Source organism: Rhodovarius lipocyclicus (genome assembly GCF_009900765.1).
Taxonomy (GTDB): domain Bacteria; phylum Pseudomonadota; class Alphaproteobacteria; order Acetobacterales; family Acetobacteraceae; genus Rhodovarius; species Rhodovarius lipocyclicus.
The window spans coordinates 518,805-545,759 of sequence record NZ_JAAABL010000001.1; the positions used below are offsets into that span (position 1 = coordinate 518,805).

The following is a 26,955-nucleotide window of genomic DNA, read 5'->3' on the forward strand; positions in this document are numbered from 1 at the left end:
GTTGTGAAAGACGTGAAAGTGCTGGGCCCGGGCTGCAAGCGCTGCGAGGCCACGGCCCAGATGGTGCGCGACGAGGCCGCGAAGCTCGGAATCGAGGTCACGGTCGAGAAGGTGACGGATTACGCCGCGATCGCGGGCTATGGCATCGCCTCGACGCCCGGCATCGTCGTCAATGGCAAGGTGGTGCACGCCGGCGGGCTGCCGAAGGCGGAAGACCTGTCGGGGTGGCTGGCGGCGGGCTGAGGGGACAGGCCGCGCGGGCCTGGGGCCCTGGCTGGGTGGAGACGCCTGTCGGGGAAGGACAGAGTGGCGGAGGGGATGGGATTCGAACCCACGATAGGGGTTATCCCCCTATAACGGTTTAGCAAACCGCCGCCTTCGGCCACTCGGCCACCCCTCCGCAGGGTGAGAAACGAAGTTGACACGGCGTATGCCCCGTTGCCGCGGGATGTAGCCGTCCCGCGCGGGGACGTCAAACCCCCGCGCCGAACTTCCTCACCCCGCCAGTCAGACCGCGTCGTTCAATTTCACCGCGAAACCGCGCTGCGTGGCCGGGCGCGCCATCATCCGCTCATACCAGGCGGCGACATTGGGCAGGCTGCCGAAGGGCACCAGGTGCCGTTCATGCCGCCAGGCCCAGCCGAGAATCGCGAAATCGGCGATGCTCGGCGTGCCTTCCGTCGCCACGAAGTCCCGCCCCGCCAGCCGGCGGTCCAGCACGCCGTACAGGCGCTTGGTCTCATCGCCATACCGCTTCACGCCGTAATCGCGCGCCGGCCCCTCGGGCTGCATCAGGAAGTGGTGCACCTGGCCGGGCATCGGGCCGAACCCGCCCATCTGCCACATCAGCCATTCCAGCACCGGCACCTTGGCGCGCAGGTCCTTCGGCAGGAACTTGCCGGTCTTCTCCGCCAGGTACAGCAGAATCGCCCCGCTCTCGAACACGGTGATGGGCTTGCCGTCCGGCCCCTCCGGGTCACGGATGGCGGGGATGCGGTTGTTGGGGGCGAAGGCCAGGAACTCCGGGTTGAACTGCTCGCCCTTGCCGATATTCACCGTGTGCACGGAATAGGGCAGGCCCATCTCCTCCAGCGCCACGGAAATCTTGCGCCCGTTGGGCGTATCCCAGGTCCACAGCTCGATCACGCGCATCCTCCTTCGCTCGGGTTGGGCAAGCGTCGCATTGGCCCTATGCCCTGTCCATGCGGTGCGCGCGGGCCAGCCGTCATGACAAGCCCTTTACGGCCCCCGCCCCACCCGCTATACGCCCGCCACCGCGCCGAGGCCCTGGACAGCCCGGCCGGTGATGCTCGCCCCCCCGCATGGTGCGGTTTGGCCCTTGATAAGGCCGGCAGGGGGCGGTTCCGCCGCAAGGAGGGCCCAATGTCCAAGATGAAGACGAAGTCGAGCGTGAAGAAGCGCTTCACGATCACCGGTACGGGCAAGGTGCTCGCCGGCCCCGGCAAGAAGCGGCACATGCTGCGCAACCGCTCCCAGAAGGCCAAGCGCCAGAACCGCGGCAGCCAGACTCTGACCGAGATGGACGCCAAGACGGTGAAGCAGTGGCTGCCCTATGGGCTGAGCCGGTAATCGGGAGGATCTGAACCATGGCACGTGTTAAGCGCGGCGTTACCGCCCACGCCCGTCACAAGAAGGTCCTGAAGCTCGCCAAGGGCTATGTGGGCCGTTCCTCCACGAACTACCGCCCCGCGCTGGAGCGGGTCGAGAAGGCGCTCCAGTACGCCTATCGCGACCGCCGCGTGAAGAAGCGGGAATTCCGTGGCCTGTGGATCCAGCGCATCAACGCCGCCGTGCGTGAGCATGGGCTGACCTACAGCCAGTTCATCTCGGCCATCAAGCTGGCCGGCGTGGAGATGGACCGCAAGGTCATGGCCGCGCTCGCTTATGATGAGCCGGCGGTGTTTGCGGCCTTGGTGGAAACAGCCAAGGCGGCCCGCGCCTAAGAAGTCGCACCCCTCCACAGGGGTATGCAGGGCCGCCCACCGGCAACGGGGGGCGGCTTTTTTTGTCTTAAGCCCTGACCTCTAAGGCCCTTGCCCATGTCCGACGATCTCGACCAACTGGCCGCCAGCACGGAGGCGGAGATCGCCGCCGCGGCCGACCTGCGCGCGCTGGACGCCGTGCGCGTCGCGGCCCTGGGCAAGAGCGGCGCCGTCACCGCCCTGCTCAAGGGCCTCGGCGCCGTCCCGCCCGAGGAACGCAAGGCCCGGGGTGCGGCCGTGAACGCCGTGCGCGCCCGCGTCGAGGCCGCGCTGGACGCCCGCCGCGCGGTGCTGGAGGAAGCGGCGCTGAACGCCCGCCTGGCCTCCGAGCGCCAGGACATGTCCCTGCCCCCCCGCCCCATCGCCCAAGGCGCCATCCACCCGATCAACCGCACGATCGAGGAACTGACGGCGATCTTCGGCTCCATGGGCTTCTCGGTGGTCGAGGGCCCGGACATCGAGGGCGACTGGTACAATTTCGCGGCGCTGAACATCCCCGACCACCACCCGGCGCGGCAGGACCAGGACACCTTCTATATGCCCGGCACCGGCCCCGATGGCCGCCCGCTGGTGCTGCGCACGCAAACGAGCCCCCTGCAGATCCGCACCATGATCGGCCAGGAACCGCCCATCCGCATCATCGCCCCCGGCCGCACCTATCGCGCCGACCATGACGCGACCCACAGCCCCATGTTCCACCAGGTGGAGGGGCTGGTGATCGACCGCGGCATCACCCTGGGCCACCTCAAGGGCTGCCTGACGGATTTCCTGCGCAGCTTCTTCAACATCGCCGACCTGCCGGTGCGCTTCCGCTCCAGCTACTTCCCCTTCACCGAGCCCTCGATGGAGGTGGATATCGGCTGGTCGCGCAAGACCGGCGAACTCGGCGGCGGCGGCGATTGGCTGGAGATCCTGGGCAGCGGCATGGTCCACCCCCGCGTGCTGGCCAATTGCGGCCTGGACCCGCGGGAGTGGCAGGGCTTCGCCTTCGGCATGGGCATCGAACGCATCACCATGCTGAAGCACGGCATCCCCGACCTGCGCCCCTTCTATGAGGGCGATGTGCGCTGGCTGCGCCATTACGGCAGCAGCCCGCTTTCCCCCGCCTCCCTGCATGAGGGCGTGTGACGATGAAGTTCCCGATCTCCTGGCTGCGCGCGCATCTCGACTTCACCGCCGACCTGCCCACCATCACCGAGACGCTGACGCGCATCGGCATCGAGGTGGAGGGCGTGGAGGACCGCGCCGCCGCCCTGCGCCCCTTCGTCATCGCCCGCATCGTCGAGGCGGTGCAGCACCCCAACGCCGACCGCCTGCGCCAGCTGCGGGTGGATATCGGCGACGGCACCGAACGCTCCGTGGTCTGCGGCGCGCCCAATGCCCGCACCGGCCTCGTGGGCGTCGCCGCCCTGCCCGGCACCTTCGTCCCCGGCACCGGCATCACGCTGAAGGCCGGCGAGATCCGCGGCGTGAAGAGCGAGGCCATGATGGTCTCCTTCCGCGAAATGGCCCTGGGCGAGGACCATGACGGCATCGTGGAACTGCCGGCCGACGCGCCGATCGGCACGCCCTATGTCGATTACGCTAAGCTCGACGACCCGATCATCGAGATCAAGGTGACGCCGAACCGGGGCGATGCGCTCTCGGTCCATGGCATCGCGCGCGACCTGGCCGCCGCCGGCCTCGGCAAGCTGAAGCCCATCACCGTGCCCTCCATCACGCCCGCCTACCCCTCCCCGCTCAGCTGGCGGGTCGAGGACCCGCGCGCCTGCGACTGGGTGCTGGGCCGCGCCGTGCGGGGGGTGAAGAATGGCCCCTCGCCGCAATGGATGCAGGATTGGCTGAACGCCATCGGCCAGCGCCCGATCAACGCGCTGGTGGATGTGACCAACCTGTTCACCTATGGCCTGGGCCGCCCGCTGCATGTGTTCGACGTGGCCAAGGTGAAGGGCAGCACGCTGTCCATGCGCATGGCGCGTGAGGGCGAGACGCTGGAAGCCCTGAACGGCAAGACCTACGCCCTGACGCCCGAGGACGGCATCATCGCCGACGAGAGCGGCCCCGAGGCGCTGGGCGGCATCATCGGCGGCGAGCCCACCGGCTGCGACGAGACCACCACCGAGTGCTTCATCGAATGCGCGGTGTTCGACCCGGTGCGCATCGCCCTCTCGGGCCGCCGGCACAATGTGTTCACCGATGCCCGCGCCCGCTTCGAGCGCGGGGTGGACCCCGCACTGCCCCGCACCGCGCTGGAACTGGCCACCGCGCTGATCCAGGAGATCTGCGGCGGCGAGGCGTCCGAGATCTCCGAAGCCGGCACCGAACCCGCCTGGCGCCGCAGCGCCACGCTGCGCTTCGAGCGGCTGGCGGGGCTCGGCGGCCTGGCCATCGGGCGGGAGGAAGCGGTGGCCCGGCTGAACCGGCTGGGCTTCACCACCCTCGCCGAGAACGCCACCAGCGTGACGGTCGCCGTGCCCTCCTGGCGCAACGACATCGCGGCCCCCATCGTGCTGGACCAGGCCAAGGACATCCCGGCCGAGCGCGCCCGGAAGGCCCGCGAGGGCTGCGAGGCCGTGGAGGCCGAGGCCGATCTGGTCGAGGAAGTGCTGCGCCTGGGCGGGCTGGACACCATCCCCCCCGTCTCCCTGCCCGTGGTGGCCGCCGTGCCGCCGCCGGCGCTGGGCTCGAAGCAGGTGCGTGAGAAGCTGGCCCGCCGGCTGCTGGCCGCGCGTGGCTGCCTGGACAACGTGACCTACGGCTTCATCGACGGCCCGACGGCGAAGCTGTTCGGCGGTGGCGACCCGGCGCTGACGCTGGAAAACCCCATCGCCTCCGACCTGGACCAGATGCGCCCCAGCCCGGTGGCCAGCCTGCTGGCGGCGGCCGCCCGCAACGCCGCGCGCGGCTTCGCGGATGTGGCGCTCAGCGAGGTCGGCGGCGGCTATACCGGCCCGGGGCCGGAGGGCCAGAAGCTGGTCGCGGTGGCCATCCGCACCGGCTCGACCGCGCTGAACTGGGCCGTCCCCGCCCGGCCGGTGGACGCGCTGGACGCCAAGGGCGATGCCCAGGCGGTGCTGGAGGCGCTGGGCGTGGCCATGGCGGGTGTCACCGTCAGCGCCGACGCGCCGTCCTACTACCACCCCGGCCGCTCTGGCGTGTTCCGCGCCGGCAAGACGGTGCTGGCCCAGTTCGGCGAGGTGCACCCGGCGCTGCGCGCCAAGCTCGGCCTGGCCGGTGCCGCCGTGGCCGCGGAAGTGTTCCTGGATGCGGTGCCGGAGCCCAAGAAGCGCAAGAAGTCGGTGCCCGACCTGCCGGCCTTCCAGCCGCTGCGGCGCGACTTCGCCTTCCTGCTGGACGCCTCGGTGCCCGCCGAGACGCTGCTGCGGGCCGCCCGCGGCGCGGACAAGGCGCTGATCACCGATGTGGTGGTCTTCGACCGCTACGCCGGGGAGAAGCTGCCAGAGGGCAAGGTCAGCCTGGCCATCCAGGCCACCTTCCAGCCGCGTGAGCGCACCCTGACCGATGCCGAGATCGAGGCCGCCAGCCAGAAACTGGTCGCGGCCGTGACCAAGGCGACGGGCGCCACCCTGCGGGGATAAGCCGGCCCGCAGGCTTGCATGCATTGTCAATTTCCTGCACTTCGGCAGGAACGGCAGCGCCTCCGGGCGGTGGCGACAAGACGTCAAGGGAGGGGGGTGGTCCTGGCAACAGGGCTGCCCCCTTCTGCGTGCAAGAGAGTGGAATTGGAATGACCCAGAACCCGCGCATCCTCGCCCCAGGGCTGCAGGACAAAGTCATGACGGCCGCGCAGGCCGCCGAACTCATCGCCCCCGGCATGACCATCGGCATGAGCGGCTTCACCGGCGCGGGCTATCCCAAATCCGTCCCCTCGGCGCTGGCCGCCCGCATCGAGGCCGAGCACGCCCAGGGCCGCCCCTTCAAGGTCAGCATCTGGACTGGCGCCTCCACCTCGCCCGAGCTGGACGGCGCGATGGCCAAGGTGGACGGCATCGAGATGCGCCTGCCCTACCAGTCCGACCCCACCTGCCGCGAATACATCAACGCCGGCCGGCTGGAATACATGGACATCCACCTCTCCCACGTCGCCCAGCACGCCTGGTTCGGCTTCCTGGGCAAGCTGGACGTGGCGCTGGTCGAGGTCACGGCCATCAACCCCGATGGCAGCCTCGTGCCCTCCTCCTCGGTCGGCAACAACAAGACCTGGCTCGACCTCGCGGACAAGGTGATCATCGAGGTCAACTCCGGCATGGATGCCCGGCTGGCCGGGATGCATGACGTCTATTACGGCACCGCCCTGCCGCCGCACCGCAAGCCGGTGCCGATCCTGAAGACCGACGACCGCATCGGCGAGCCCTTCCTGCGCTGCGACCCGTCCAAGATCATCGCCATCGTCGAGACCAACGAGCCCGATCGCGGCATCAGCTTCTCGGCGCCCGACGCCACCTCCCAGGCCATCGCGGGGCACATCCTGGAATTCCTGGGCCATGAGGTGAAGCAGGGTCGCCTGCCGCCCTCCCTGCTGCCGATCCAGTCCGGGGTGGGCAATGTCTCCAACGCCGTGATGGCGGGGCTCGACGCCGGGCCCTTCGAGGGGCTGACCGCCTTCACCGAGGTGATCCAGGACGGCATGCTGCAGCTGCTGCGCTCGGGCAAGATGGTGCATGCCTCGGCCACCGCGCTCTCGCTCAGCCGCGAGGGGCAGGAGATCCTGCTGAACGACCTGGATTATTTCCGCGAGCGCATCCTGCTGCGCACGCAGGAGATCTCGAACCACCCCGAGGTGGTGCGGCGCCTGGGCATCATCGCCATCAACGGCATGATCGAGGCCGACATCTACGGCAACGTGAACTCCACCCATATCCGCGGTTCCAGCATCATGAACGGGATCGGCGGCTCGGGCGATTTCGCGCGCAACGGGTATCTGTCCTTCTTCGTCACGCCCTCCATCACCAAGGACGGCACCTCGCGCATCGTGCCGATGGCCACCCATGTGCACCACACGGAGCACGACGTGCAGGTGCTGGTGACCGAGCGCGGCCTTTCGGATCTGCGCGGCCTGTCGCCCAAGCAGCGCTCGGCCGTCATCATCGACAACTGCGCGCATCCCGACATCCAGCCGGCCCTGCGGGCCTATGTGGAGATGGCGATGAGGAATCCGCACGGGCGGCACACGCCCCATGTGCTGGACAAGGCCTTCACCTTCCTGGACGAATGGAAAGCCGCCCACGCCGCCAAAGCGGCTTGAGCGCGGCCGGGCCCCATTCTATGAGGCTCGGTCAGTGATTACGAGGAAACGTCCATGAACCGCCGTCACCTGCTCGCCCAGGGTGCGACCGCTGGTGCGACCGCCAGCGCGGTCGCCTCGGTGCTCGCGGCCCCCGCCCTGGCCCAGACCGGCCAGCCCCAGCTGCGCTGGCGCCTGACCTCCAGCTATCCCAAGTCGCTCGACACGCTGTATGGCGGCGGCGAGGTGTTTTCGCGCATCGTGGCGGAGCTGACGGACGACCGCTTCCGCATCCAGGTCTTCTCCGCCGGTGAGCTGGTGCCGGGGCTGCAGGCGCTGGACGCGGTGCAGTCCGGTTCGGTGGAATGCACCCACACCGCCTCCTTCTTCTACACCGGCAAGAACGACGCCTTCGCGCTCGGCACCGGCATGCCCTTCGGCATGAACACCCGCCAGCACCACGCCTGGATGTATGAGGGCGGCGGGATCGACGCGATGAACGAGCTGTACAACAAGTTCAACGTGCACGGCCTGCCGCTGGGCCAGACCGGCGCGCAGATGGGCGGCTGGTTCCGGCGGGAGCTGCGCGGGCTGGAGGATGTGAACGGCCTGAAGATGCGCATCGCGGGTCTCGCGGGCCAGGTGCTGCAGCGCCTGGGCGGCGTGCCGCAGCAGCTGCCGGGCGGGGACCTGTACCCGGCGCTGGAACGCGGCACCATCGACGCCGTGGAATGGGCCGGCCCCTATGACGACGAGCGCCTGGGCTTCAACCGGGTGGCGCCCTTCTACTACTACCCGGCCTGGTGGGAAGGCACGGCCATGACCCACCTGTTCGTCAACAAGGACAAGTGGAACGAGCTGCCGAAGAGCTACCAGGCCGCGATCCGCACCGCGGCCAACGAGGCCACGCAATGGATGGTCGCGCGGTACGACACGCGCAACCCCGCCGCGCTGCGCCGCCTGGTGGCGGCGGGCACCCAGCTGCGCCCCTTCCCGCGCACGGTGACGGAGGCCTGCTACCGCGAGGCGATGGCGCTGGAACAGGAGCTCTCGGCCCGGAACCCGGACTTCAAGAAGATCTACGACCAGTGGGCCCCCATGCGCGACGACATGCGCCAGTGGTTCCGCGTGGCGGAGCTCGGCTTCGACAATCTGGTGTCCTCGCTGGGCGCGCGGCGCTGAGCGGGTTTCGCCGCATCGCCACGTAACTTTCCGGCGCCGCAACCGTTACAGGCGCGTGGGCTCCCCTGCCCGCGCCCTGACACGGAGACGACCTTGCAACGCCGTCACGCGCTCCCCCTTCTGGCGGGGGCCGCCATCTTCCTGAACATGCCGGGCATGGGCCGGATGTCGGCCCAGCCATCGCCGCCGGGCGATACCCCCTTCGGCGAGGACACCGTCCGCGCCCAGGCGCGCGAGATGGCACGCCGCCCCTTCCAGGCGCCCGACACCACCCTGCCCCGCCGCTTCGCCCAGGCCGACTACGATGCCTATCGCGGGCTGCGCTTCCGGCCCGAACGCGCCCTGTGGCGCGAGGCCCGGCCCGGCTTCCAGCTGCAGTTGTTCCACCGCGGCTTCCTGTACCGGGAGAAGGTGGAGCTGTTCGAGGCGAGCGGCGGCCGCGCGCGCCCCATCGCCTATGACCCCGCCAACTTCACCCTGCCCGAGGGCGAGGCGCCGGGCGCCGATTTCGGCCATGCCGGCTTCCGCCTGCACGCGCCGATCAACCGCCCGGATGTGATGGATGAGGTCTGCGCCTTCCTCGGCGCCTCCTATTTCCGGGCCGTGGGCAAGGATCTGCGTTATGGGCTCTCGGCGCGGGGGCTGGCGATCCGCACCGCCGACCAGCGTGGCGAGGAATTCCCGGTCTTCCGCAGCTTCTGGCTGGAACGCCCGGCACCGGGCGCCGATTCCCTCGTGGTGCATGCCCTGCTGGACAGCCCGAGCGCCACCGCCGCCTTCCGCTTCACCATACGCCCCGGCGTGGCCACGCTGATGGATGTGCAGGCCAGCCTGTACCCGCGCGCCGACATCGACGCGGTGGGCATCGCGCCGCTGACCAGCATGTACCAGTTCGCGCCCAATGACCGCGCCGGCATCGACGACTACCGCCCCGCCGTGCACGATTCCGACGGGCTGCTGATCGCCACCGCGCGCGGCGAGCAGCTGTGGCGCCCGCTGCACAACCCGCGCGAGTTGCAGGTCAGCAGCTTCGCCGAGGTGAACCCGCGCGGCTTCGGCCTGATGCAGCGCAGCCGCGCCTTCGCCGATTACGACGACCTGGAGGCCGCCTATGAGAAGCGCCCCAGCCTGTGGGTGGAGCCGATCGGGGATTGGGGCCAGGGCGCCGTGCAGCTGGTGGAAATCCCGACCGACAGCGAGGTGCACGACAATATCGTGGCCTTCTGGCGCCCGGCCGAGCCGCTGAAGGCCCGGCAGGAGTACAATCTGGTCTATCGCCTGCACTGGCTGCCGGAATGGCGGGGCGATACCGGCCTGGCGCGCTTCACCGCCACCCGCTCGGGCGCCGCGGGGCGCAGCGGCCGGCTGTTCGTGCTGGAAACCCAGGGCGGGCGCGCCGCCGGCACCGATCTGCCGCAGCTGGAGGTCAACGCCAGCCAGGGCGAGATCCGCAACCCGGTGGTGCAACCCAACCCCGAGACCGGCGGCTGGCGCGTGCATTTCGAACTGGCCCCGGGCAGCGCGCGGATCTCGGAATTGCGGGCCCTGCTCAAGACGGGCGAGCAACCGCTCAGCGAAACCTGGCTGTACCGATGGACGGCGTGACGCCAGGCTGGCGGGCCCTGCCGGAGGCAGCGCCCCTGGCCATGCCGGCGCAATCCCTGCGAGAGGCACCGCCGGAGCGCGGCACCCTCCCTTCCTCGCCGCCCGGCATGGCGGGGCGGCGGCTGGCGGTGCTGGGCGGCGCGGTGGCGCTGGCGGGGCTGGCGGGCTGGCAGATGGGGCTGGTGCTGGATATCGCCCGCCCCACCACCCTGCAGATCGCCACGCTGGCGCTGTTCCTGGTGCTGTTCGCCTGGGTGGCGCTGTCCTTCACCAGCGTGCTGGCCGGGCTGCTGGCGATGCGCCGGGGCGGGGTGGACGCGCTGGGCGTGCTGGAGGGGCCGCCGCCGCCGCTGGCCAGCCGCACCGCGCTGCTGATGCCGGTCTACAATGAATCGCCTCACCGGGTGATGGCCGGGCTGCGGGCGATGCATGAATCCCTGGCGGCGCTCGGCGCGCTGGACCATTTCGACATCTTCATCCTGAGCGACACCACCGACCCCGATGCCTGGGTGGCAGAGGAAGCCGCCTTCCTGGCCCTGCGGGAGGCGACGGGCGATCACAAGCGCCTGTTCTATCGCCGCCGTGCCGCGAACACGGAGCGCAAGGCCGGCAACATCGCCGAATGGGTCACGCGCTTCGGGGCCGCCTATCCGCATTTCCTGATCCTGGACGCCGACAGCCTGATGGAGGGCGAGGCGCTGGTCCGCCTGGCCGCCGCCATGGAACGCCACCCGGATGTGGGGCTGATCCAGACCCTGCCGGTGATCGTGCAGGGGCGCTCCCTGCTGGCGCGGATGCAGCAATTCGCCGGGCGCTTCTATGGCCCGCCCATCGCCCAGGGCATCGCCTGGTGGCATGGCGCGGAGGGCAATTACTGGGGCCACAACGCCATCATCCGCACCCGCGCCTTCGCGGCCCATGCCGGGTTGCCGCATCTGACGGGGCGCACGCCCTTCGGCGGCTCCATCCTCAGCCATGATTTCGTGGAGGCCGCGCTGCTGCGCCGCGCCGGCTGGGCCGTGCACATGGTGCCGGGCCTGCGCGGCAGCTATGAGGAAACCCCGCCCTCCCTGCCCGACCAGGCGGTGCGCGACCGGCGCTGGTGCCAGGGCAATCTGCAGCACGCCGCGGTGCTGCCGGCGCGCGGGCTGCACCCCATCAGCCGGCTGCATCTGCTCTCGGGCATCGGCTCCTACATCACGGCGCCGCTCTGGGCGCTGTTCCTGGTGCTGGGCGTGCTGAGCGCGCTGGAGGCGCGGCTCCGCCAGACGGATTATTTCCCGAATGGGCGGTCGCTGTTCCCGGAATGGCCGGTGGTGGACCCGGTGCGCGCCATGTGGCTGTTCATCGGCACCATGGGGCTGCTGCTGCTGCCCAAGCTGCTGGCGCTGGCCGTGGCCCGTGCGCCCCGGGCACTGCCCGGCATGCTGCTGGAAAGCCTGCTGGCGGCGCTGCTGGCGCCGGTCACCATGTTCTCCCAGAGCATGGACGTCATCTCCATCCTGCGCGGGCGCGACACCGGCTGGCGCCCGCAACAGCGCGATGACGGGCAGCTGCCCCTGCGGGAGCTGTGGCGCCTCTATTGGCCGCACACGCTGGCGGGGGTGGTGTTCGGGGTGGCGTCCTGGCTGGTCTCGCCCTGGCTGGCGGCCTGGACCACGCCGGTCACGCTGGGGCTGATCCTGGCGGTGCCGCTGGCCGCGCTGACGGCGCGCGATGCCTCGGGCCTGGGCGTGCTGGCCACGGAGGAGGACCGCGCACCCCCCGCCCTGCTGCGCCGCGCCGCCGAGTTGCGCGCCCTGCCCGAGCCCCCGCCCGAGGACGCCGTGCGGCGCCTGGCGCGGGACCCCGGGCTGCTGCGGGCCCACCAGCGCATGCTGCCCCCGCCCCGCGCGCGCGGCACCCCGCCGCATGTGCCGCTGCTGACCGGGCTGGTGAAAGCGCGGGAGGCCGACAGCATGGCCGGCGCCGCGCTGACCCGCGCGGAAAAGGCCGCCCTGCTGGCCGATGCCGAGGGGCTGGAGGAACTGCTGCGGCTGGAACGGGCGGGCTGAGAAACCCTACCCGCCCAGCGCCGCGATCGCCGCGTCCTCGCTCAGCGCGTACTGGTCGCCGCTGTCGAGGTTCTTCATCTCGATCGCGCCGGCCGCGTCCACGAACAGCGCGGCATGGGCGTTCTGGCGGTTGGCGCGCTCCATCCGGCGCTTCAGATTGCCGCGATAGGCCATCTCGGCCGTGATGCCGGCCTGGCGCAGCTTCTGGACCAGGCTCAGCGCGGCCGTCTCGGCCCCCTCGCCCTGCGGGATCACCGCCACGGGGCGCGGCGGGCGCGGGTCGTTGCCCACCGCCTCCATCAGCAGGGACAGGCGTTCCATGCCCGCCGCCCAGCCGACCGAGGGGGTGGCCGGGCCGCCCATTTCCTCGACCAGCCCATTGTAGCGGCCGCCGCCCATCACCGTGCCCTGGCTGCCCAGCCGGTCGGTCACGAACTCGAAGGCCGTGTGGCTGTAGTAGTCCAGGCCCCGCACGATGCGCGGGTTGCGGCGGAACGGCACGCCGAACAGGGTCAGGTAGCCCTGCACCGCCTCGAAGAAGCTGGCGGCCTCCGGCGTCAGATAGGCGTCGATGGTGGGCGCGGTGGCCACGATGGCGCGGTCGCCCTCATCCTTGCTGTCCAGGATGCGTTGGGGGTTCTTCTCCAGCCGCACCTTGCTGTCATGGGACAGCTTGTCCTGGTGGGCGGAGAAATGCTCGATCAGGGCCGCGCGATAGGCATCGCGGCTGGCGGCATCGCCCAGCGTGTTGATCTCCAGCACCACGCCCTCGGCCACACCCAGCGCGTTCAGGATCTGCCAGCCACAGGCGATCACCTCGGCATCGGCCAGCGGCTCGGCGGCGCCCAGCACCTCGATGCCGATCTGGTGGAACTGGCGGTAGCGGCCCTTCTGCGGGCGCTCGTAGCGGAACATCGGGCCCGCGTAGAACACCTTCTGCGGCAGGGTCTGGGTCAGCCCGTTGGAAACGAGCGCGCGGCAGACGCCCGCCGTGCCCTCGGGCCGCAGGGTGATGCTGTCGCCGCCCCGGTCCTCGAAGCTGTACATTTCCTTGGAGACGACATCGGAGGTATCGCCCAGCCCGCGCGCGAAGACGGCCGTGTCCTCGAAGATCGGCGTGAACCATTCCTCGAAGCCATAGAGCCCGGCGGTGCGGCGGGCGGTCTCGGCCACCGCGTGATGGCGGCGGGCATCCGCGCCAATGAGATCGCGCGTGCCGCGCACCGGTTGCATCTTGCTGCTCATCAGGCGGCTATGGCGCGGATTGGGGCGCTTGTCATCCCGCCCCCAGGCAGCACATTAAGGCGCATGGTCCGTTCCTTGCCGCTGCTCGCCCTGCTGCTGTGTTCCGCCCTGCCGGCCGGCGCGGCGGAGGCGCCGCGCGTGACCTCCCCCCGCGCCAGCGTGACCATCATCACCGAGGACGCGGCGATCGCCCCGGGCCGCCCGTTCCGGCTGGCCCTGCAACAGGATCTGGCGCCGGGCTGGCACACCTACTGGACCAACCCCGGCGACGCCGGCAGCCCGCCGGAGGTGCACTTCACCCTGCCCGAGGGCGCCTCCGCCGGGCCGCTGCAGTTCCCGGCACCGCACCGCATCCCCTACGGCCCGCTGCTGAATTTCGGCTATGAGGGGCGGGCGATCTTCCCCGTCACCCTCACCGCCCCCGCCGATGCCCGCCCGGGCGAGAGCCTGACCATCACGGCCGAGGCCAGCTGGCTGGTCTGCGAGCGCGTCTGCATCCCCGAGGAAGGCCGCTTCACCCTGACCCTGCCGGTGGAGGCCGCGGCCCGCCCCGCGCCGGAGATGGCCGCCCGCTTCGCCGAGGCCGACGCCGCCATGCCGCGCGAGGCCCCGTTCCAGACCCGCATCGGCTTCAACGGCCCCGCCGGCGCCATCGAGGTGGCGGGCCCGGGCCTGGCCCCCGGCGCGGTGCGGGAGGCCTTCTTCTTCCCCGCCACCGAGCAGCTGATCGACAACCCCGCCCCCCAGCCGATGACGCTGCGCGACGGCGCGCTGCGCCTGGCACTGACGCGCGGCACGGCCGAATTGCCCGAACGCGTGGAGGGCATCGTCACCATCACCGACACGCAGGGGGTGCGCGGGGCCTATCTGGTCTCCGCCACGCCCGGGCCGGTGCCCGCCGGGACCGCCGGGCTGGCCCTGTGGCAGGCGATGCTGTTCGCGGCCCTTGGCGGGCTGATCCTGAACCTGATGCCCTGCGTCTTCCCGATCCTGGCGATGAAGGCGCTCAGCCTCGCCCGCCTGTCCGGCGCGGCGCGCGGAGAGATCCGCGCCCATGCCGCCAGCTACACGGCGGGGGTGGTGCTGAGCTTCATGGCGGTGGGCGGCGCGCTGCTGGGCCTCAGGCTGGCGGGGGGCGTGGCGGGCTGGGGCTTCCAGTTCACCTCGCCGGTCTTCGTCGCCTGCATGGCCTGGCTGATGCTGGCGGTGGGGCTGAATCTGTCGGGTGTGTACCAGCTGGGCGGGCCGGTCTCGGCCGGCCAGGGGCTGGCCGGCAGGGGCGGCCATGCCGGCAGCTTCTTCACCGGCGCGCTGGCGGTGCTGGTGGCGACACCCTGCACCGCGCCCTTCATGGCCGCGGCGCTGGGGGCGGCCATGGCCATGCCGCCCGTGGCCATGCTCTCGGTCTTCGCGGCGATGGGGCTGGGCATGGCCCTGCCCTATGCGCTGCTGGGCGTGGCGCCGGGTATCGCGCGGGTGTTTCCGCGCCCGGGGCCGTGGATGGAGCGCCTGAAGCAGGGCCTGGCCTTCCCGATGTATGGCGCGGCGGCCTGGCTGGTCTGGGTGCTGGCCGAGCAATCGGGCGCCACCGGCGTGCTGGCCGCGCTGGTGGGCGCGGTGCTGGTGGGTTTCGCCGCCTGGGTGCTGGGCGTGGCCCAGCAATCGGGCGGCGGCTGGATCGGGCGCGGGCTGGCGCTGCTGGCCCTGGCGGGTGCCGTGGCGCTGCTGCCGCGCCTGGCCGCCGCGCCGCCGCCGGAGCTTCCGGCCGCCGCCGGGGAGGCCTGGTCGGCCGAGCGCCTGGCCGCGCTGCGGGCCGAGGGCACACCGGTGTTTGTGAATCTGACGGCGGCTTGGTGCATCTCCTGCAAGGTGAATGAGCGCCTGGCGCTGGACACCGCCGCGACCCAGGCGGCCTTCGCCGCGCGCGGCGTGGCCCGGCTCACCGGCGACTGGACGCGCGGCGACCCCGCCATCACCACCGTGCTGCGCGAGCATGGGCGTGAGGGCGTGCCGCTGTACCTGTTCTACCCCGCGGGCCAGGGCGCCCCCGTGGTGCTGCCGCAGATCCTGACCGAGGGGATGCTGCTGCGGCTCGTCGGCGCCGCGACGTGAGCACGCCCTCCCCCCGGGCATGATGACCGCCCGCGACATCGAGATCTTCCGCGCCGTGATGCAGTGCCGCACCCTGCGGGCGGCCGCCGAATACCTGAATGTCTCCCAGCCGGCCCTCTCCAAGGCGGTGCGCCATTGCGAGGACCGGCTGGGCTTCGCGCTGTTCCAGCGCCTCTCGGGCCGGCTGGTGCCGACCGCGGAGGCCGTGACCCTGCTGCCGGAGGCCGAGCGCCTGCATGCGGAGCTGCAGGGCTTCAAGGCTTTCGCGCGGGACCTGGGCAGCCATCGCGGCGGGCTGCTGCGGCTGGGGGCCACCTCCTCCCTCGCGGTCACGCTGGTGCCGCGCGCGGTGGCGCGCCTCAGGGCCGAACGCCGCTCCGCCCGGCTGACGGTGCATCTGCTGCCCCTGCGTGAGTTGGGTGAGGCGCTGCTGGCGCGCCGGCTGGATGTGGGGCTGTCGCTCAGCCCCATCGCGCTGCCCGGGCTGGTCAGCGAGGTGATCGGCACCACCGCCTGCGTGGTGGTGCTGCCGGCCGGCCATCGCCTGGCCGCCGAGCCCGTGCTGCGCCCGGCCATGCTGGCGGGCGAGCCGGAGCTGGGCTTCGCCGCCTGGCAGGATTTCGGCCAGAGCCTGGACGCCGCCTTCGCGCAGGAGGGGGTGGAGCGCCAGCTGGCCGTGGAGATCGGCAGCGCTGTCACGGCCGTCGCCATGGTGCAGGAGGGGCTGGGCTACGCCATCCTGGACGGGCTGACGCGCATGCGCCTGCCCGAGGGCGTCATCGCCCGCCCCTTCCTGCCGGAGGTGCGGCGCGATGTGCTGCTGGTCCGCAGCCAGGAATCCGCCCTGGTGGACCGCCTGCGAGAGATGCTGGGTGAGCTGTGCCGGGAGGCGGGGTAGCCTCCCGCCCGCCTCAGTCCGCCCTGGCGCCGCTCGCGCGCACCAGCGGCACCCAATAGTCGATCTCGCCGCGCAGGAATTCCGCGAAGCGGGCGGGGGTGTAGCCCGGCATCGGCGGCATGCCCATCTCATTGTCCAGCCGCGCGTTCACCGCCGGGTCGGTCAGCGCGGTGTTGACCGCGGCGGCCAACCGGGTGCGGATCGGCTCCGGCGTACCAGCGGGGCCGAACAGGCCGAACCACGAGTAGGCCTTATAGCCGGGCAGCCCTGCCTCGGCGCTGGTCGGCACATCCGGCAGCACGGAGGAACGGCGCTCCGTCGCCATCACCAGGGCGCGCAGGGCGCCGGTTTCGGCATGGGGCTTGATCAGGCCGGGGATGTCGATGGTGAAGTCCACCACCCCCGCCAACAGGTCGTTGAACACCGGCCCGCTGCCGCGATAGGGAATGTGCACGGCCTGGGTGCCGGTCATCTGCAGCAGCCCCACGCAGGAGATATGGCCCGAGCTGCCATTGCCCGCGCTGCCATAGGTGTAGCGGCCCGGATTGGCTCGCAGCAGCGCGATGAATTCCTGCAGGGTGGAGACGTTCAACTCCTTGCGCACCGCCAGCGCCAGCGGCGCCAGCACGCAGGGGGCGACCGGCGCCAGGTCCCGCACCGGATCATAGGGCAGGCGCGCATACAGCCCCATGGCCAGCGCGGTGTTGGAGACGGAGGCCATGACGAAGCTGTAGCCGTCGGGAGCCGACTTCACGACGAAATCCGTGCCCGCCGTGCCGCCCGCGCCGGGGCGGTTTTCCACCACCACGGGCTGGCCCAGGATCTCCGTCAACTTCTGCGCCAGCACCCGGGCGCTGACATCTGTGGCCCCGCCGGCGGCGAAGGGCACCACCACCTTGATGGGCCGGTTCGGCCAATTGTCCTGCGCACGCGCCACCCCGGGCGCCGCGAGGGTGCCGGAAAGCCCCGCCAGCAACAGCCGGCGAGAGGGGAACAGGGGTTCGGTGGTCATCGGGCAGCTCCGGTCACTCATTTGCATGAAAGGTAACGGCGCTGTCATTGTCCTACAATCCGGCCAGGGCGGTGGAATGCGCCCCGCCCCGCCCCCGCATTGGCGCCCGGGCGGGCAGGCTGTAGCCTCCGCGCGCATTTCCTGGGGGATTCGGCATGGCGGTCGCACTCGGCATCATTGGCCTCGGCATCATGGGCGAGCGCCTGCTGCGCGCGGCGCTGAACCACGACCAGGCGGTGATCCGCCCCGTGGCGGTATGGGACCCGGCGCCGGGTGCTGCCGAGAAGCTGGCGGCCATCGCGCCCACCCTGCCCCTGCTGCCCAGCGCGGCGGCGGTGATCGCGGCCTGCGACGCGCTGTATGTCGCCTCCCCGCCTTCCTCTCACCTGGAATACGCGGGCGCTGCCTTCGCGGCCGGCAAATCGGCCTTCCTGGAAAAGCCGCTGGCGGCCGATCTGGCGGCGGCGCGCGCCTTCGTGGCCGCCCATGCCGGGCAGCGCGCGGCGGTGAACTTCCCCATGGCCTCCTCGCCCGCCGTGGCGCAGCTTTCGGCCTGGCGGCAGGATCTGGGGGCGCCGGCCGCGCTCAGCATCGCCGTGCGCTTCGGGCGCTGGCCGCGCGGCTGGCAGCAGGGGGCGGCCAGCTGGCTGGCCAAGCGCGCGGAGGGCGGCTTCACGCGCGAGGTGCTGTCCCACTTCCTGTTCCTCACCCGCCGCCAGCTCGGCCCCCTGACCCTGCTGGAGCGCGACGCCACCTTCCCGCCCGGCGACGGCAGCGAGACGGCCATCCGCGCCAGGCTGCTGGCCGGCGGCGTGCCGGTGGAGATCACGGGCGATGTCGGGCGGATCACTGAGGACGAAGCCAATGAATGGCGGCTGACCTGCGCGAATGGCAGCGTGCGGCTGCGCAACTGGTCGATCGCGGAAAAGCTGGGGCCCGATGGGTTCCAGCCCTCGCCGGACGCGCTACCGAACGAGAAGATGCGGCCGATGGTGCTGCAAGGGCAGCTGGACAAGGTGGCGGCGCTGACGCTGGGCGGGGCGCAGAACCTGGCCACCTTGCGGGAAGCCCTGGAAGTGCAGGAAGTGGTGGAGGCCATTCTGGGGGCGTGACCCGGGGGCCTTTGCCCCCGAGGCTTCAGCGACGGGCCGCCCGCACCTCGCTCAGCACCGGGGCCAGGGCGGCGGCGAAGCGGGCGTAGTGCTCGCTCATGGGGAAATGGCCCAGCTTTTCCATGATCGTGGCCTTCGCGCCTGGCACGGCGGCGGCCACCTCCATCGTGGCCTCCGGCGTGCAGGAATAATCGTACTCCCCGGTCAGCAGCCACACCGGGCATTGCGCGGTGTCGATGCTGGCCAGCCTGCCGCGCAGGTCGCCTTCCTCCTTGTAGAAATGCAGGTCGCCGCGGAACACGCCCGGGCCGCCCTGCATGTAGTGCCACAGGGTCTCCCAGCGCTCGGCCTCGGGCGATTGCGGGGCCATCAGGCCGCTGACGACGCCGGCGCAGGCCTCCCCGCCATGCACATCGGCCCGGTGCGTCCAGGAGACATCGTAGTAGGGCGTGACATGGGCCGAGGATTGCAGGCCGATCACGCCCCCCAGCTCCGCGCCATGGGCGGCGGCCAGTTCCAGCACGATGCGCCCGCCGATCGAGCAACCCATGACCAGGGGCTTTTCCAGCCCCAGCGCGCGGGACACCCCCATGACGGCCCCGGCATAGGCGGCGGTGGTCAGCTTGTATTCCTCGCGCCACCAGCCCTCGGGCGGCGAGGATTTGCCATGCCAGGGCAGGTCGAAGGCGATGCAGCGGAAATGCCGCGTCACGGCGGGGTCGTTCAGCAGGCCGCGCCACTGCCGCGTGTCGGAGCCCGCGGTGTGCAGGCACAGCAGGGGAATCCCCTGCCCCGCTTCCTCCACATAGATGCGGTGCGGCACGCCATCCAGCTCGAGCCGCATGTAGCGGCCGATGATGTCCTCCATCATGCGGCGGCCCCCCGCAGCGTGGCCAGCGCGCCCTTGAACCACAGGATATGGCTCATGAACGGGTGCGGGTTGCCCTCCAGCTTCAGCTTGCCGAAGCGGATCAGCGCGAACAGGTCGTGCCGGCCCGGGGGCGGTTCGGGGCGCAGGTAGTCGGCCCAGGCCTCGGCGTCGGCGCGCAAGGCCACGTCCCAGCGCGGCATCAGGAAGGGGCCCTGCCGCACCTGGGTGATCACCCCCTTCACGATGGCCAGCAGCCAGGACTGGCCGCCCACCTCCAGCAGCACATCGGCCGACAGGTCCCGGCCCCAGCGCCGCAGCACCGGGTCCGCGTTGACGCGGGCCGGCAGGTCCAGCGGCGTCACGTGCGCACCAGCGGGCAGCCGCCCTGGGCCAGCGGGCGGAAGGCCTCGGCGGCGGGGATGGTCCGGCGCAGGGTGTAGTAATCCCAGGGGGCGCGGCTTTCCTCGGGCGACTTCACCTGGAACAGGTACATGTCATGCAGCTTGCGGCCATCGGCGCGCAGCTCGCCCCGGCCGAACAGCGGGTCATCGGTGGGGTTGGCCTTCATCCATTCCATGGCGGCGCGGCCGCTGGCCTTGGCGCGCTCGGCGCCCAGCGCCACGGCGGCCTTCAGGTAATGCGTGACGGCCGAATAGGCCCCGGCATGGATCATCGAGGGCTTCTGGCCGTTCAGCTGCGGCGCGACGCGGGCGGAGAACGCCCGGCTGCCCTCGTTCATGTCCCAGTAGAAGGCCTCGGTCAGCACCAGCCCCTGGGCGGCGGCCAGGCCCACGGCATGCACATCCGCGATCTGGAACAGCAGTCCCGCCAGCCGCACGCCGCGCCGCGTCAGCCCGAATTCCGCCGCCTGCTTGATGCAGGAGACGGTGTCGGACCCCGCATTGGCCAGCCCCACGATCTTCGCGCGGCTCGCCTGCGCCTGGAGGAGGAAGGACGAGAAATCGGTCGTGCCCGGAAAGGGCGTGCGCGCCTGGCCCAGCACGCGCCCGCCGGCGGCGCGCACGAAATCGGCCGTGTCGCGTTCCAGCGCGTGGCCGAAGGCGTAGTCAGCGGTGATGAAGAACCAGGTGTCCCCGCCATCGGCCACCAGCGCCCGGCCGGTGCCCGACGCGAGTGACCAGGTGTCATAGGTCCAATGCGCGTGGTTGGGCCCGCAGCGGTCGCCCGAGAGGTTGGCCGCGGCCGGGCCGGTGAACAGGGCCACCTTGTCCTTCTCCCGCACCATGTCCGCCACGGCGAAGGCGACGGAGGAGACGGGCACGTCCAGGATCACATCCACCCCCTGGGTATCCAGCCAGGAGCGCGCCATGGTGGTGCCGACATCGGGGCGGTTCTGGAAATCGCCCTGGATGACCTCGACCCGCAGGCCGGGATGGGCGCGCATCATGTCCTCGGCCGCCAGCCGGGCGCCGACGACGGAGCCCGGGCCGGTGTTGGCGGCATAAGGGCCGTTCATGTCGGTCAGCACGCCGATGCGCAGGGTGGGGGGTGTCTGGGCATGCGCCGTGCCGAACACGGCGGCACCCGCGCCGGCCAGCAGCGGCCGTCGAGAGATGTTCATGGATGGTCCTTCCCGGTGCCAGCCCGGGCGATGCCGGCCTGGCTTGTTGTGCGTACAGGTTGGCGCGGGCGGGCGCGTTGCGCAAGCGTTGCCATGGCACCGGAGCGCATGGCCCGCTTACGCTTGGTAGCTGGCGCGCGCGGCGCATCCGGGCTACCACCCCGGCCGATGCAGCTTTCCGACATCTTCGCCCGGGGCGAGGCCCTGGCCACCCGCCGGCCCCGCCTGGCGCTGGTCCTGCTCTGCCTGTGCCTTTATCTGCCGGGCTTCTTCACCATCCCCGCGCTGGACCGCGACGAGGCACGCTTCGCCCAGGCCAGCCGCCAGATGCTGGACAGCGGCGACTACGTGCGCATGCGCGTGGGCGAGGAGGACCGCAACAAGAAGCCCGTGGGCATCCATTGGGCGCAGGTGACGGCGGTACATGCGCTGGAGGCCGTGGGCATTCCGGCGCGCGGGCGGATCTGGGCCTATCGCATCCCCTCCCTGCTCGGCGCTATCCTGGCGGTGCTGGCCACCTTCCAGCTGGGGCGCGCCCTGGTGGGGCGGCGGGCCGCGTTGCTGGCGGCGGCATTACTGGCGGGCTGCATGGTGCTGGTGGTGGAAACCCATATCGCCAAGACCGACGCCGCCCTGCTGGCCACCGTCGCGGCCGCCATGGGGCTGTTCGGCATGGCCTATATCCGGCCCGGCGGCTTCACGGCGCGGCAGGCGGCGGGGTTCTGGGCGGTGCTCGGTGTCTCCATCCTGCTGAAGGGCCCGATCGGGCCGATGATCCCGCTGCTGACCGGCATCACGCTGGCGGTGATGGACCGGGGCGCGCCCTGGCTGCGCGCGCTGCGCCCGCAATGGGGTGTCGCGCTGATGATCGCCATCGCCGCCCCCTGGATGGTGGCGATCGGCATCGCCACCGAAGGCCGTTTCTTCGCCGAGGCGGTCGGCAACGACATGATCGCCAAGGTGGGCTCGGGCGAGGAGAAGCATTGGGGCCCGCCGGGCTTCTATCTGCTGACCTTCATCATCGCGGCCTTCCCCACCGCCTGGCTGGCGATGCCCGCGCTGCGCCATGCCTGGCTGCAGCGCGGCCTGCCGGCCACGCGCTTCCTGCTGGCCTGGATCGTGCCCAGCTGGCTGCTGTTCGAGGCGGTGCAGACCAAGCTGCCGCACTATACCCTGCCGCTGTATCCGGCGCTGATGCTGCTGATCGCCCATTGGGCGTTGGACCCGCTGCGCCTGGCGCCGCAGCGCTGGATGCTGTGGGCCATGCGCGCGCTGCTGGTGGGTGTGGCGCTGGGCATCGGCATCGTGGCGCCGGCGGCGGGTTTCCTGATGGGCGGGCGGATGGTCTGGACCGCCCTGTTCGCCCTGCCGGCCGGCGCGCTGCTGGCCTGGACGGTGCTGGCCGCCACGCGGCACGGCAACTGGGCGCGCGGCGCGGTGCTGGGCGTGGTGCTGGCGGTACCGGTCTATGTCTCGGTGCTGGAGCTGACGCTGCCGCGCATCGAAGCGATGTGGATTTCCCCCCGCCTGGGCGACACGCTGGACCGCGTGGCCCCGGGCCTACCCCCGCGCGATTTCGGCATGCTGGGCCATGCCGAGCCTTCCGTTCTGTTCCGCGTCGGCGCCGAGGTGCGGCTGCTGCCCAACGCGGCGGAGGCCGCGGCTTTCCTGTCGGGCGCCGAGGGCCGGGTGATCGCGGTCGCGCACCGGCAGGAGGCGGCCTTCCAGGCGGAGGCCGCGCGCCAGGGGCTGCGGCTGGCCGAGATCGCCAGCGTTGATGGCTACAATTATTCCCGCGGGCGGCCGGTGACGCTGCTGCTGTATCGGAAGGCACCATGATCAACTGGATTACCGACACCATCGCCAGCATGGGGCTGACGGGGGTGTTCCTGCTGATGTTCGCGGAGAATGTATTTCCGCCCATCCCCTCCGAGATGATCATGCCATTCGCGGGGTTTTCCGCCGCGCGCGGGCAGATGTCGCTGATCGGCGCCATCCTGGCGGGCGTGCTGGGCACGGTGCTGGGCAACGCCATCTGGTTCGAGGCCGCGCGCGCCTTCGGGCTGCGGCGCAGCCGGGCGCTGTGCGAGAAGTTCGGCCGCTGGGTGGGGGTGGAGGCGCAGGACCTGGACGACGCCCAGGCCGCGTTGCAGCGCATGGGGCCCTGGGCCGTGTTCCTGGGCCGCATGATGCCGGGCATCCGCACGCTGATCTCGGTGCCCGCGGGCATCATCGAAATGCCGCGCCTGCAATTCTATGTGCTGACCATGCTGGGCAGCAGCCTGTGGATCGGCGCGCTGACGGTGCTGGGCTGGTGGCTGGAGGACCGATTCGGCGTGGTGGAAACCTGGCTGGACCCGCTGAGCAAGCCGCTGGTGCTGGTGATGGCGCTGGCCTGCCTGTGGCCCATCTGGCACGCGTGGCGCCGCCGCCGGAAAGGCTGAGCGGCAGGATTGCGCGACGCGCCCGGGCTGGGTAAAGGGGCGCGTGCTGGACAGGTGGCGGAGTGGTCGATCGCGCCGGTCTCGAAAACCGGAGTACGTGCAAGCGTACCGTGGGTTCGAATCCCACCCTGTCCGCCAGCGATAATTCATTGATAATATTGGATTTATTGGCTTTCGGGTGTACTCCTGAAAGCCGCGGACTTCCGCGGCTTTGCGGCCCTGGTCTCATTCCTAAAACGTGCTTCAGACCGTCTTTGGCGTTGGATGCGCCGATGCACAGCGGAATCGTCTTTGGAGGCGATGAGGGCTACTACGCTTTCGTCGAGAACGGAGCGGAGATTTGCCGCCTGACTGGATGGGGACCGCGAAGTCGGCTTGGCAGAAATCTGGCCCGCATGGGTTTTTCGGTTGGTCATGAACGAGATCGGCACCGCTGTTTGGGCAGTGCCGTGATGCTAAGGCGGTGATGGATCCTTGGCGCTGCTAGCTCATCGCGAGATGCTGCCGCTGTTCCTTCCACCCCAGCGGTAGGCGACTGTCCTCGAGCAGCCGCTTTGCGGTCAGTTCTACCGGCTGCCGTCCTTCGATGATCGCCTTGACGATGTCGGGCGCGAGCCAAGCCAGCCTGACCACCCGCGTCACCCAGGATGGTGTCAGCCCTTCCCGATCAGCGAACTCCTTTAGCGTCGTCGTATCGCTGGCTACCAGCCGCTGCTGCAGCACCAGCGCCCTGGCGATAAGCGTGATCAGCCCTGTGTCGACCCTGCGCGCTGCACTGCTGTCCTCCAGCACCAGCGCCATCTCGAGGCCGGCCCGGCGCAGCCGTGCGGGCACGGTGAGGGTGAGGATCTGTGATGGGTGGATGATGCTCGGCGAGGTCACATGCGGAGCAGTGCTTTCGTCAGCCCCACGCAGCATCGCGATCAGCCCGATGAGGTCGAGGTCCATCCGGATGTCCTGGGCATGGATCTCCACGCGATGAAGGACGGCCAGCAGCATCTGCCGCTGCTCGCTCGGTCCAAGCGCCGACCAGCCTTGGGCCAACTCCCGGCCTCGCTGCAGCAGTCGCTTCATCTCACGACCGCTGATGGGATGGACGGCTGATGCGATGACGGAGCTGTCGGTGCCGCAGGAGGCGTACTGCTGTCCCTGCATGATCGCGCGATGCAGGTCAGCCTGGCTCTGGAGCAGTTCTATCAGTCGCTGAGACACTAGCTGTTCCAGGTCCCGTGCCGGGATGCGCTGAGCCGCCATCTGCGGTGACGGCCTGCCCCGCTTGCCGGTGACCAGATGCTGGCTGACATAATACCGATACCGCTTGCCCGCCTTTGTCGCATGCGTAGGCGTGAGACGCTCTCCAGCCTCGTCATAGGCCAGCCCTGCCAGCAGGCTGACTTCCTTGGCGCGGAGCTGCTCGCACCGCTCCTGCCGGTTCTGGCCCAGCTGGACCTGCACTGCATCCCAGAGTTCCGCGTCGACGACGGCCTCATGCTCGCCAGCATAGATGTGGCCATTGTGCTCCACCTCGCCGCGATAGGCGCGGTTCTGCAGCAGGGTGTAGAGCGCCCCGCGCCCGATCTCCCGACCACCCTGCATCTTGGCGTTGGTGAGCCAGGGACGGGCCTTGCTGCGGATGCCGCGCTCAGCCATCTCGGTGACCAGCAGATGGGCTGAGCCCAGTTGTAGATAGCGGCGATAGATGTGCCGGACGGTTTCAGCCTCCTCGGCATTCACCACCAGCTTGCGGTCGCGCACGTCGTAGCCGAGCGGCACAGCCCCTCCCATCCACATGCCCTTGCGCTTGCTGGCGGCGATCTTGTCGCGGATGCGCTCGCCGGTGACCTCCCGCTCGAACTGGGCGAAGGACAGCAGCATGTTGAGCGTCAGGCGGCCCATGCTGGTGGTGGTGTTGAACTGCTGGGTGATGGAGACGAAGGAGGCGCCATGGCCGTCCAACACCTCCACGATCTTGGCGAAGTCGGCGAGGGATCGAGTGAGGCGATCCACCTTGTAGACCACGACCAGGTCGACGAGGCCGGATTGGATGTCGGTCAGCAGGCGCTGGAGGGCCGGTCGCTCAAGGGTACCGCCTGAGAGGCCGCCATCGTCGTAGAGGGTGGGTAGGAGGATCCATCCCTCATGGCGCTGGCTGGTGATGTAGGCGGCGCAGGCCTCGCGTTGGGCATCGAGGGAGTTGAAGGCCTGCTCCAGGCCATCCTCGGAAGATTTGCGGGTGTAGATGGCGCAGCGGCGGATGGGGCCAGGCGCCGCAGCGCCACCGACACTGTTGGGCCTGATACCTGCGCTCCCGCTGCGAGGCCTCCGTGCCGATGCCCCCGATTTGGCAGCAGGTGAAGTTGGGACCGCTATGCTGCCAAGGGCCTTGCTACGCATCGGCACCCACCCCGCCCATCCGGCCACGCTCCTTTCGATGCAGACCGAAGAAGCGAGGTCCCGACCATCCGACACCGGTGATCTCGCGAGCGATCTGAGACAGAGAAGCGTAATGACGGCCAAGATACTCAAACCCTCCCCGCAGAACCGTGACGGTGTGGGTCTGGCCATGCCAGTCACGAACCAGGGTGGTGCCGGGGCTGAGGTGGGTTGGAGCGACCGGCATCGCCGGCTGACTGGTCACCTCGGCACCAGCAGCGGCGACGAGGTGTTTGCGGAGGTTACTGGGCAGGCCACCAAGGGCGGCCTCCTGGAGCTTGTAGGCGATGCCCCGGCGAAGAAGATCTGGGCTGAGGCAGGGCGAAGGTTCAGCGCCATGAAGGCGCTGCCATTCCTGGCGCAATGTCGCCGAGGAGTGAGTTGGCAGCGCAGCCAGGGCAGCGTCGAGGGTGCGCTGGCTCATGCTGAGTCTCCAGCGCCAGCCTCCACGATGCCGTTGCTGACGACGACCTTCTCAATCATCGCGGTGGAGTTGGCCTCGGCGCCAGCAGCATCGCCGTGTGCCATGAGGACGTAGGCCTTGCGGGATCCCTGCAGATTGAGGCGCAGGGGGAAGCCCCGCTGGCGGAGACGGGTCAAAGCTGCCCGTGTGGTGTGAGGCTGCCAGCCGGTCAGGGCGATCAGTTCCTCGAGCGTGGCACCACTCTCCGCAGCAACTGCCGTCATGATCAGGCCAAGCTTGCCGGTGGGTGCAGAGCGAGGACGCGTGGCAACGTCAGCCGCATCCCCATCCTGCGGGGATGGCTCGGCGGATGGCGCTGCGGGCGACTGATGCAGGGAGGGGGCAGACCGACCTGCAGCCGCCAGCCCGGCATTGGAAAGTTGCAGGGTCAGCGGCTGATCTGCGTCGTCCTGGCGCCAGCTATCGGCGCCCTCTGTCGCGAGGCATTCCTCCAGCAGCCCCTGGGCCAGCATGGAAGCGATCAGACGCTGAGGGACAGCGCCGCGGCGGGGGATGCTATCGGGGAAAGGCAGGACCGCATGATCAGGGCGTTGAGCGGCAGTCAGAAGAATGAGCTGCTGGGCGGGGGTGAGGGCCTTGGGGTGGGCCATGGCGGTGTCTCCGGCAGGGACCGCACCATGCGGCGCCTGTACCACCACAAGCCCGGGAGGTCCGGGCTGCCGGCGACGCTCAG

Annotated in this window: 23 protein-coding genes and 2 tRNA genes; 15 read left to right on the plus strand and 10 right to left on the minus strand. The window is 70.4% G+C overall.

The genetic code is table 11. The features are described 5' to 3' along the window. Positions 1 to 3 precede the first annotated feature (3 nt). Positions 4 to 243, plus strand: coding sequence for a thioredoxin family protein (locus tag GT007_RS02685; protein ID WP_160120002.1), 240 nt, complete (start codon positions 4 to 6; stop codon positions 241 to 243). Between the two features lie 64 nt (positions 244 to 307). On the opposite strand, the gene GT007_RS02690 is transcribed toward GT007_RS02685, so the two are convergent. Then, positions 308 to 400 (minus strand) — tRNA-Ser (locus tag GT007_RS02690). 107 nt (positions 401 to 507) lie between these two features. After that, complete coding sequence (locus GT007_RS02695; protein ID WP_201451769.1) at positions 508 to 1,146, minus strand: glutathione S-transferase family protein; 639 nt, start codon at positions 1,144 to 1,146, stop codon at positions 508 to 510. Between the two features lie 237 nt (positions 1,147 to 1,383). Between GT007_RS02695 and rpmI the strand changes: the two genes are divergently transcribed. The 8 genes from rpmI (at position 1,384) to mdoH (ending at position 12,089) form a co-directional block, all read left to right on the plus strand. Continuing rightward, positions 1,384 to 1,590, plus strand: a complete 207-nt coding sequence (gene rpmI, locus GT007_RS02700) for a 50S ribosomal protein L35 (protein WP_160120004.1) — start codon at positions 1,384 to 1,386, stop codon at positions 1,588 to 1,590. A gap of 17 nt (positions 1,591 to 1,607) precedes the next feature. Next, positions 1,608 to 1,964 carry a 50S ribosomal protein L20 gene (gene rplT / locus GT007_RS02705; RefSeq protein ID WP_160120005.1) on the plus strand — a complete coding sequence of 119 codons (357 nt, stop codon included), beginning with the start codon at positions 1,608 to 1,610 and terminating at the stop codon, positions 1,962 to 1,964. Positions 1,965 to 2,060: 96 nt separating this feature from the next. Beyond that, positions 2,061 to 3,131 (plus strand): phenylalanine--tRNA ligase subunit alpha, encoded by a 1,071-nt coding sequence (gene pheS, locus GT007_RS02710; protein WP_160120006.1) that lies wholly within the window; start codon positions 2,061 to 2,063, stop codon positions 3,129 to 3,131. A 2-nt stretch (positions 3,132 to 3,133) separates the two neighbouring features. Beyond that, positions 3,134 to 5,602: a phenylalanine--tRNA ligase subunit beta gene (gene pheT, locus GT007_RS02715; RefSeq protein ID WP_160120007.1), complete on the plus strand. Its 2,469-nt coding sequence runs from the start codon at positions 3,134 to 3,136 to the stop codon at positions 5,600 to 5,602. A 149-nt stretch (positions 5,603 to 5,751) separates the two neighbouring features. Next, positions 5,752 to 7,269 (plus strand): acetyl-CoA hydrolase/transferase family protein, encoded by a 1,518-nt coding sequence (locus GT007_RS02720; RefSeq protein ID WP_160120008.1) that lies wholly within the window; start codon positions 5,752 to 5,754, stop codon positions 7,267 to 7,269. A 54-nt stretch (positions 7,270 to 7,323) separates the two neighbouring features. Continuing rightward, positions 7,324 to 8,430 carry a TRAP transporter substrate-binding protein gene (locus GT007_RS02725; protein ID WP_160120009.1) on the plus strand — a complete coding sequence of 369 codons (1,107 nt, stop codon included), beginning with the start codon at positions 7,324 to 7,326 and terminating at the stop codon, positions 8,428 to 8,430. 147 nt (positions 8,431 to 8,577) lie between these two features. Beyond that, the gene (locus tag GT007_RS02730) at positions 8,578 to 10,035 is read left to right on the plus strand and encodes a glucan biosynthesis protein (RefSeq protein WP_160120064.1); all 1,458 of its coding nucleotides are present in this window, start codon (positions 8,578 to 8,580) and stop codon (positions 10,033 to 10,035) included. Further along, the gene (gene mdoH / locus GT007_RS02735) at positions 10,023 to 12,089 is read left to right on the plus strand and encodes a glucans biosynthesis glucosyltransferase MdoH (protein WP_160120010.1); all 2,067 of its coding nucleotides are present in this window, start codon (positions 10,023 to 10,025) and stop codon (positions 12,087 to 12,089) included. Before GT007_RS02730 ends, mdoH begins: the two co-directional genes overlap by 13 nt. Positions 12,090 to 12,095: 6 nt before the next feature. On the opposite strand, the gene hisS is transcribed toward mdoH, so the two are convergent. Further along, on the minus strand, positions 12,096 to 13,334 hold the full coding sequence (gene hisS / locus GT007_RS02740) for a histidine--tRNA ligase (RefSeq protein WP_236571452.1): 1,239 nt from the start codon (positions 13,332 to 13,334) through the stop codon (positions 12,096 to 12,098). A 63-nt stretch (positions 13,335 to 13,397) separates the two neighbouring features. Here hisS and GT007_RS02745 point away from each other — a divergent pair, with 63 nt between their 5' ends. Both GT007_RS02745 and GT007_RS02750 read left to right on the plus strand, forming a co-directional pair. Beyond that, positions 13,398 to 15,446: a protein-disulfide reductase DsbD family protein gene (locus GT007_RS02745; RefSeq protein ID WP_236571453.1), complete on the plus strand. Its 2,049-nt coding sequence runs from the start codon at positions 13,398 to 13,400 to the stop codon at positions 15,444 to 15,446. A gap of 19 nt (positions 15,447 to 15,465) precedes the next feature. Then, a complete protein-coding gene (locus GT007_RS02750; RefSeq protein WP_160120012.1) occupies positions 15,466 to 16,344 on the plus strand; it encodes a LysR substrate-binding domain-containing protein in 879 nt (292 codons plus the stop codon). Between the two features lie 13 nt (positions 16,345 to 16,357). Here the strand turns inward: GT007_RS02750 and GT007_RS02755 are convergent, their stop codons facing one another. Beyond that, complete coding sequence (locus GT007_RS02755; protein ID WP_160120013.1) at positions 16,358 to 17,356, minus strand: Bug family tripartite tricarboxylate transporter substrate binding protein; 999 nt, start codon at positions 17,354 to 17,356, stop codon at positions 16,358 to 16,360. Positions 17,357 to 17,511: 155 nt separating this feature from the next. Here GT007_RS02755 and GT007_RS02760 point away from each other — a divergent pair, with 155 nt between their 5' ends. After that, a complete protein-coding gene (locus GT007_RS02760) occupies positions 17,512 to 18,468 on the plus strand; it encodes a Gfo/Idh/MocA family oxidoreductase (protein WP_160120014.1) in 957 nt (318 codons plus the stop codon). A 25-nt stretch (positions 18,469 to 18,493) separates the two neighbouring features. Here the strand turns inward: GT007_RS02760 and GT007_RS02765 are convergent, their stop codons facing one another. From GT007_RS02765 to GT007_RS02775, 3 genes are read right to left on the minus strand one after another with little or no spacing between them, the layout of a single operon-like run. Then, the gene (locus GT007_RS02765; protein ID WP_160120015.1) at positions 18,494 to 19,339 is read right to left on the minus strand and encodes an alpha/beta fold hydrolase; all 846 of its coding nucleotides are present in this window, start codon (positions 19,337 to 19,339) and stop codon (positions 18,494 to 18,496) included. Next, the gene (locus tag GT007_RS02770) at positions 19,336 to 19,701 is read right to left on the minus strand and encodes a hypothetical protein (protein WP_201451770.1); all 366 of its coding nucleotides are present in this window, start codon (positions 19,699 to 19,701) and stop codon (positions 19,336 to 19,338) included. Before GT007_RS02770 ends, GT007_RS02765 begins: the two co-directional genes overlap by 4 nt. Next, entirely contained in the window at positions 19,698 to 20,921 is a 1,224-nt protein-coding gene (locus GT007_RS02775) for an ABC transporter substrate-binding protein (protein ID WP_160120016.1), read from the minus strand. The genes GT007_RS02770 and GT007_RS02775 overlap by 4 nt, the downstream gene beginning before the upstream one ends. A gap of 168 nt (positions 20,922 to 21,089) precedes the next feature. Between GT007_RS02775 and GT007_RS02780 the strand changes: the two genes are divergently transcribed. From GT007_RS02780 to GT007_RS02790, 3 genes are all read left to right on the plus strand, one after another. Continuing rightward, positions 21,090 to 22,760: an ArnT family glycosyltransferase gene (locus tag GT007_RS02780; RefSeq protein WP_160120017.1), complete on the plus strand. Its 1,671-nt coding sequence runs from the start codon at positions 21,090 to 21,092 to the stop codon at positions 22,758 to 22,760. Next, complete coding sequence (locus tag GT007_RS02785) at positions 22,757 to 23,365, plus strand: DedA family protein (protein WP_160120018.1); 609 nt, start codon at positions 22,757 to 22,759, stop codon at positions 23,363 to 23,365. Before GT007_RS02780 ends, GT007_RS02785 begins: the two co-directional genes overlap by 4 nt. 48 nt (positions 23,366 to 23,413) lie before the next feature. Continuing rightward, positions 23,414 to 23,503, plus strand: a tRNA-Ser gene (locus GT007_RS02790). 345 nt (positions 23,504 to 23,848) lie between these two features. Here GT007_RS02790 and GT007_RS02795 read toward each other — a convergent pair. From GT007_RS02795 to GT007_RS02805, 3 genes are read right to left on the minus strand one after another with little or no spacing between them, the layout of a single operon-like run. Beyond that, positions 23,849 to 25,759 (minus strand): recombinase family protein, encoded by a 1,911-nt coding sequence (locus GT007_RS02795; protein ID WP_160120019.1) that lies wholly within the window; start codon positions 25,757 to 25,759, stop codon positions 23,849 to 23,851. Continuing rightward, positions 25,752 to 26,222: a DUF2924 domain-containing protein gene (locus GT007_RS02800; protein ID WP_160120020.1), complete on the minus strand. Its 471-nt coding sequence runs from the start codon at positions 26,220 to 26,222 to the stop codon at positions 25,752 to 25,754. The genes GT007_RS02795 and GT007_RS02800 overlap by 8 nt, the downstream gene beginning before the upstream one ends. Next, positions 26,219 to 26,872, minus strand: a complete 654-nt coding sequence (locus tag GT007_RS02805) for a DUF3489 domain-containing protein (protein ID WP_160120021.1) — start codon at positions 26,870 to 26,872, stop codon at positions 26,219 to 26,221. Before GT007_RS02805 ends, GT007_RS02800 begins: the two co-directional genes overlap by 4 nt. Positions 26,873 to 26,955: the final 83 nt, after the last annotated feature.

What these genes read in the sequence shown, in the direction of transcription:
- GT007_RS02720 (WP_160120008.1), top strand. Translation starts at nt 5,752, where the DNA reads ATGACCCAGAACCCGCGCATCCTCGCCCCAGGGCTGCAGGACAAAGTC.
- pheT (WP_160120007.1), top strand. Translation starts at nt 3,134, where the DNA reads ATGAAGTTCCCGATCTCCTGGCTGCGCGCGCATCTCGACTTCACCGCC.
- GT007_RS02800 (WP_160120020.1), bottom strand. Translation starts at nt 26,222, where the DNA reads ATGAGCCAGCGCACCCTCGACGCTGCCCTGGCTGCGCTGCCAACTCAC.
- GT007_RS02750 (WP_160120012.1), top strand. Translation starts at nt 15,466, where the DNA reads ATGATGACCGCCCGCGACATCGAGATCTTCCGCGCCGTGATGCAGTGC.
- GT007_RS02725 (WP_160120009.1), top strand. Translation starts at nt 7,324, where the DNA reads ATGAACCGCCGTCACCTGCTCGCCCAGGGTGCGACCGCTGGTGCGACC.
- GT007_RS02775 (WP_160120016.1), bottom strand. Translation starts at nt 20,921, where the DNA reads ATGAACATCTCTCGACGGCCGCTGCTGGCCGGCGCGGGTGCCGCCGTG.
- GT007_RS02785 (WP_160120018.1), top strand. Translation starts at nt 22,757, where the DNA reads ATGATCAACTGGATTACCGACACCATCGCCAGCATGGGGCTGACGGGG.
- GT007_RS02805 (WP_160120021.1), bottom strand. Translation starts at nt 26,872, where the DNA reads ATGGCCCACCCCAAGGCCCTCACCCCCGCCCAGCAGCTCATTCTTCTG.
- GT007_RS02760 (WP_160120014.1), top strand. Translation starts at nt 17,512, where the DNA reads ATGGCGGTCGCACTCGGCATCATTGGCCTCGGCATCATGGGCGAGCGC.
- GT007_RS02745 (WP_236571453.1), top strand. Translation starts at nt 13,398, where the DNA reads ATGGTCCGTTCCTTGCCGCTGCTCGCCCTGCTGCTGTGTTCCGCCCTG.
- GT007_RS02755 (WP_160120013.1), bottom strand. Translation starts at nt 17,356, where the DNA reads ATGACCACCGAACCCCTGTTCCCCTCTCGCCGGCTGTTGCTGGCGGGG.
- rplT (WP_160120005.1), top strand. Translation starts at nt 1,608, where the DNA reads ATGGCACGTGTTAAGCGCGGCGTTACCGCCCACGCCCGTCACAAGAAG.
- mdoH (WP_160120010.1), top strand. Translation starts at nt 10,023, where the DNA reads ATGGACGGCGTGACGCCAGGCTGGCGGGCCCTGCCGGAGGCAGCGCCC.
- rpmI (WP_160120004.1), top strand. Translation starts at nt 1,384, where the DNA reads ATGTCCAAGATGAAGACGAAGTCGAGCGTGAAGAAGCGCTTCACGATC.
- GT007_RS02795 (WP_160120019.1), bottom strand. Translation starts at nt 25,759, where the DNA reads ATGCGTAGCAAGGCCCTTGGCAGCATAGCGGTCCCAACTTCACCTGCT.
- hisS (WP_236571452.1), bottom strand. Translation starts at nt 13,334, where the DNA reads ATGAGCAGCAAGATGCAACCGGTGCGCGGCACGCGCGATCTCATTGGC.
- GT007_RS02730 (WP_160120064.1), top strand. Translation starts at nt 8,578, where the DNA reads ATGCCGGGCATGGGCCGGATGTCGGCCCAGCCATCGCCGCCGGGCGAT.
- pheS (WP_160120006.1), top strand. Translation starts at nt 2,061, where the DNA reads ATGTCCGACGATCTCGACCAACTGGCCGCCAGCACGGAGGCGGAGATC.
- GT007_RS02780 (WP_160120017.1), top strand. Translation starts at nt 21,090, where the DNA reads ATGCAGCTTTCCGACATCTTCGCCCGGGGCGAGGCCCTGGCCACCCGC.
- GT007_RS02765 (WP_160120015.1), bottom strand. Translation starts at nt 19,339, where the DNA reads ATGATGGAGGACATCATCGGCCGCTACATGCGGCTCGAGCTGGATGGC.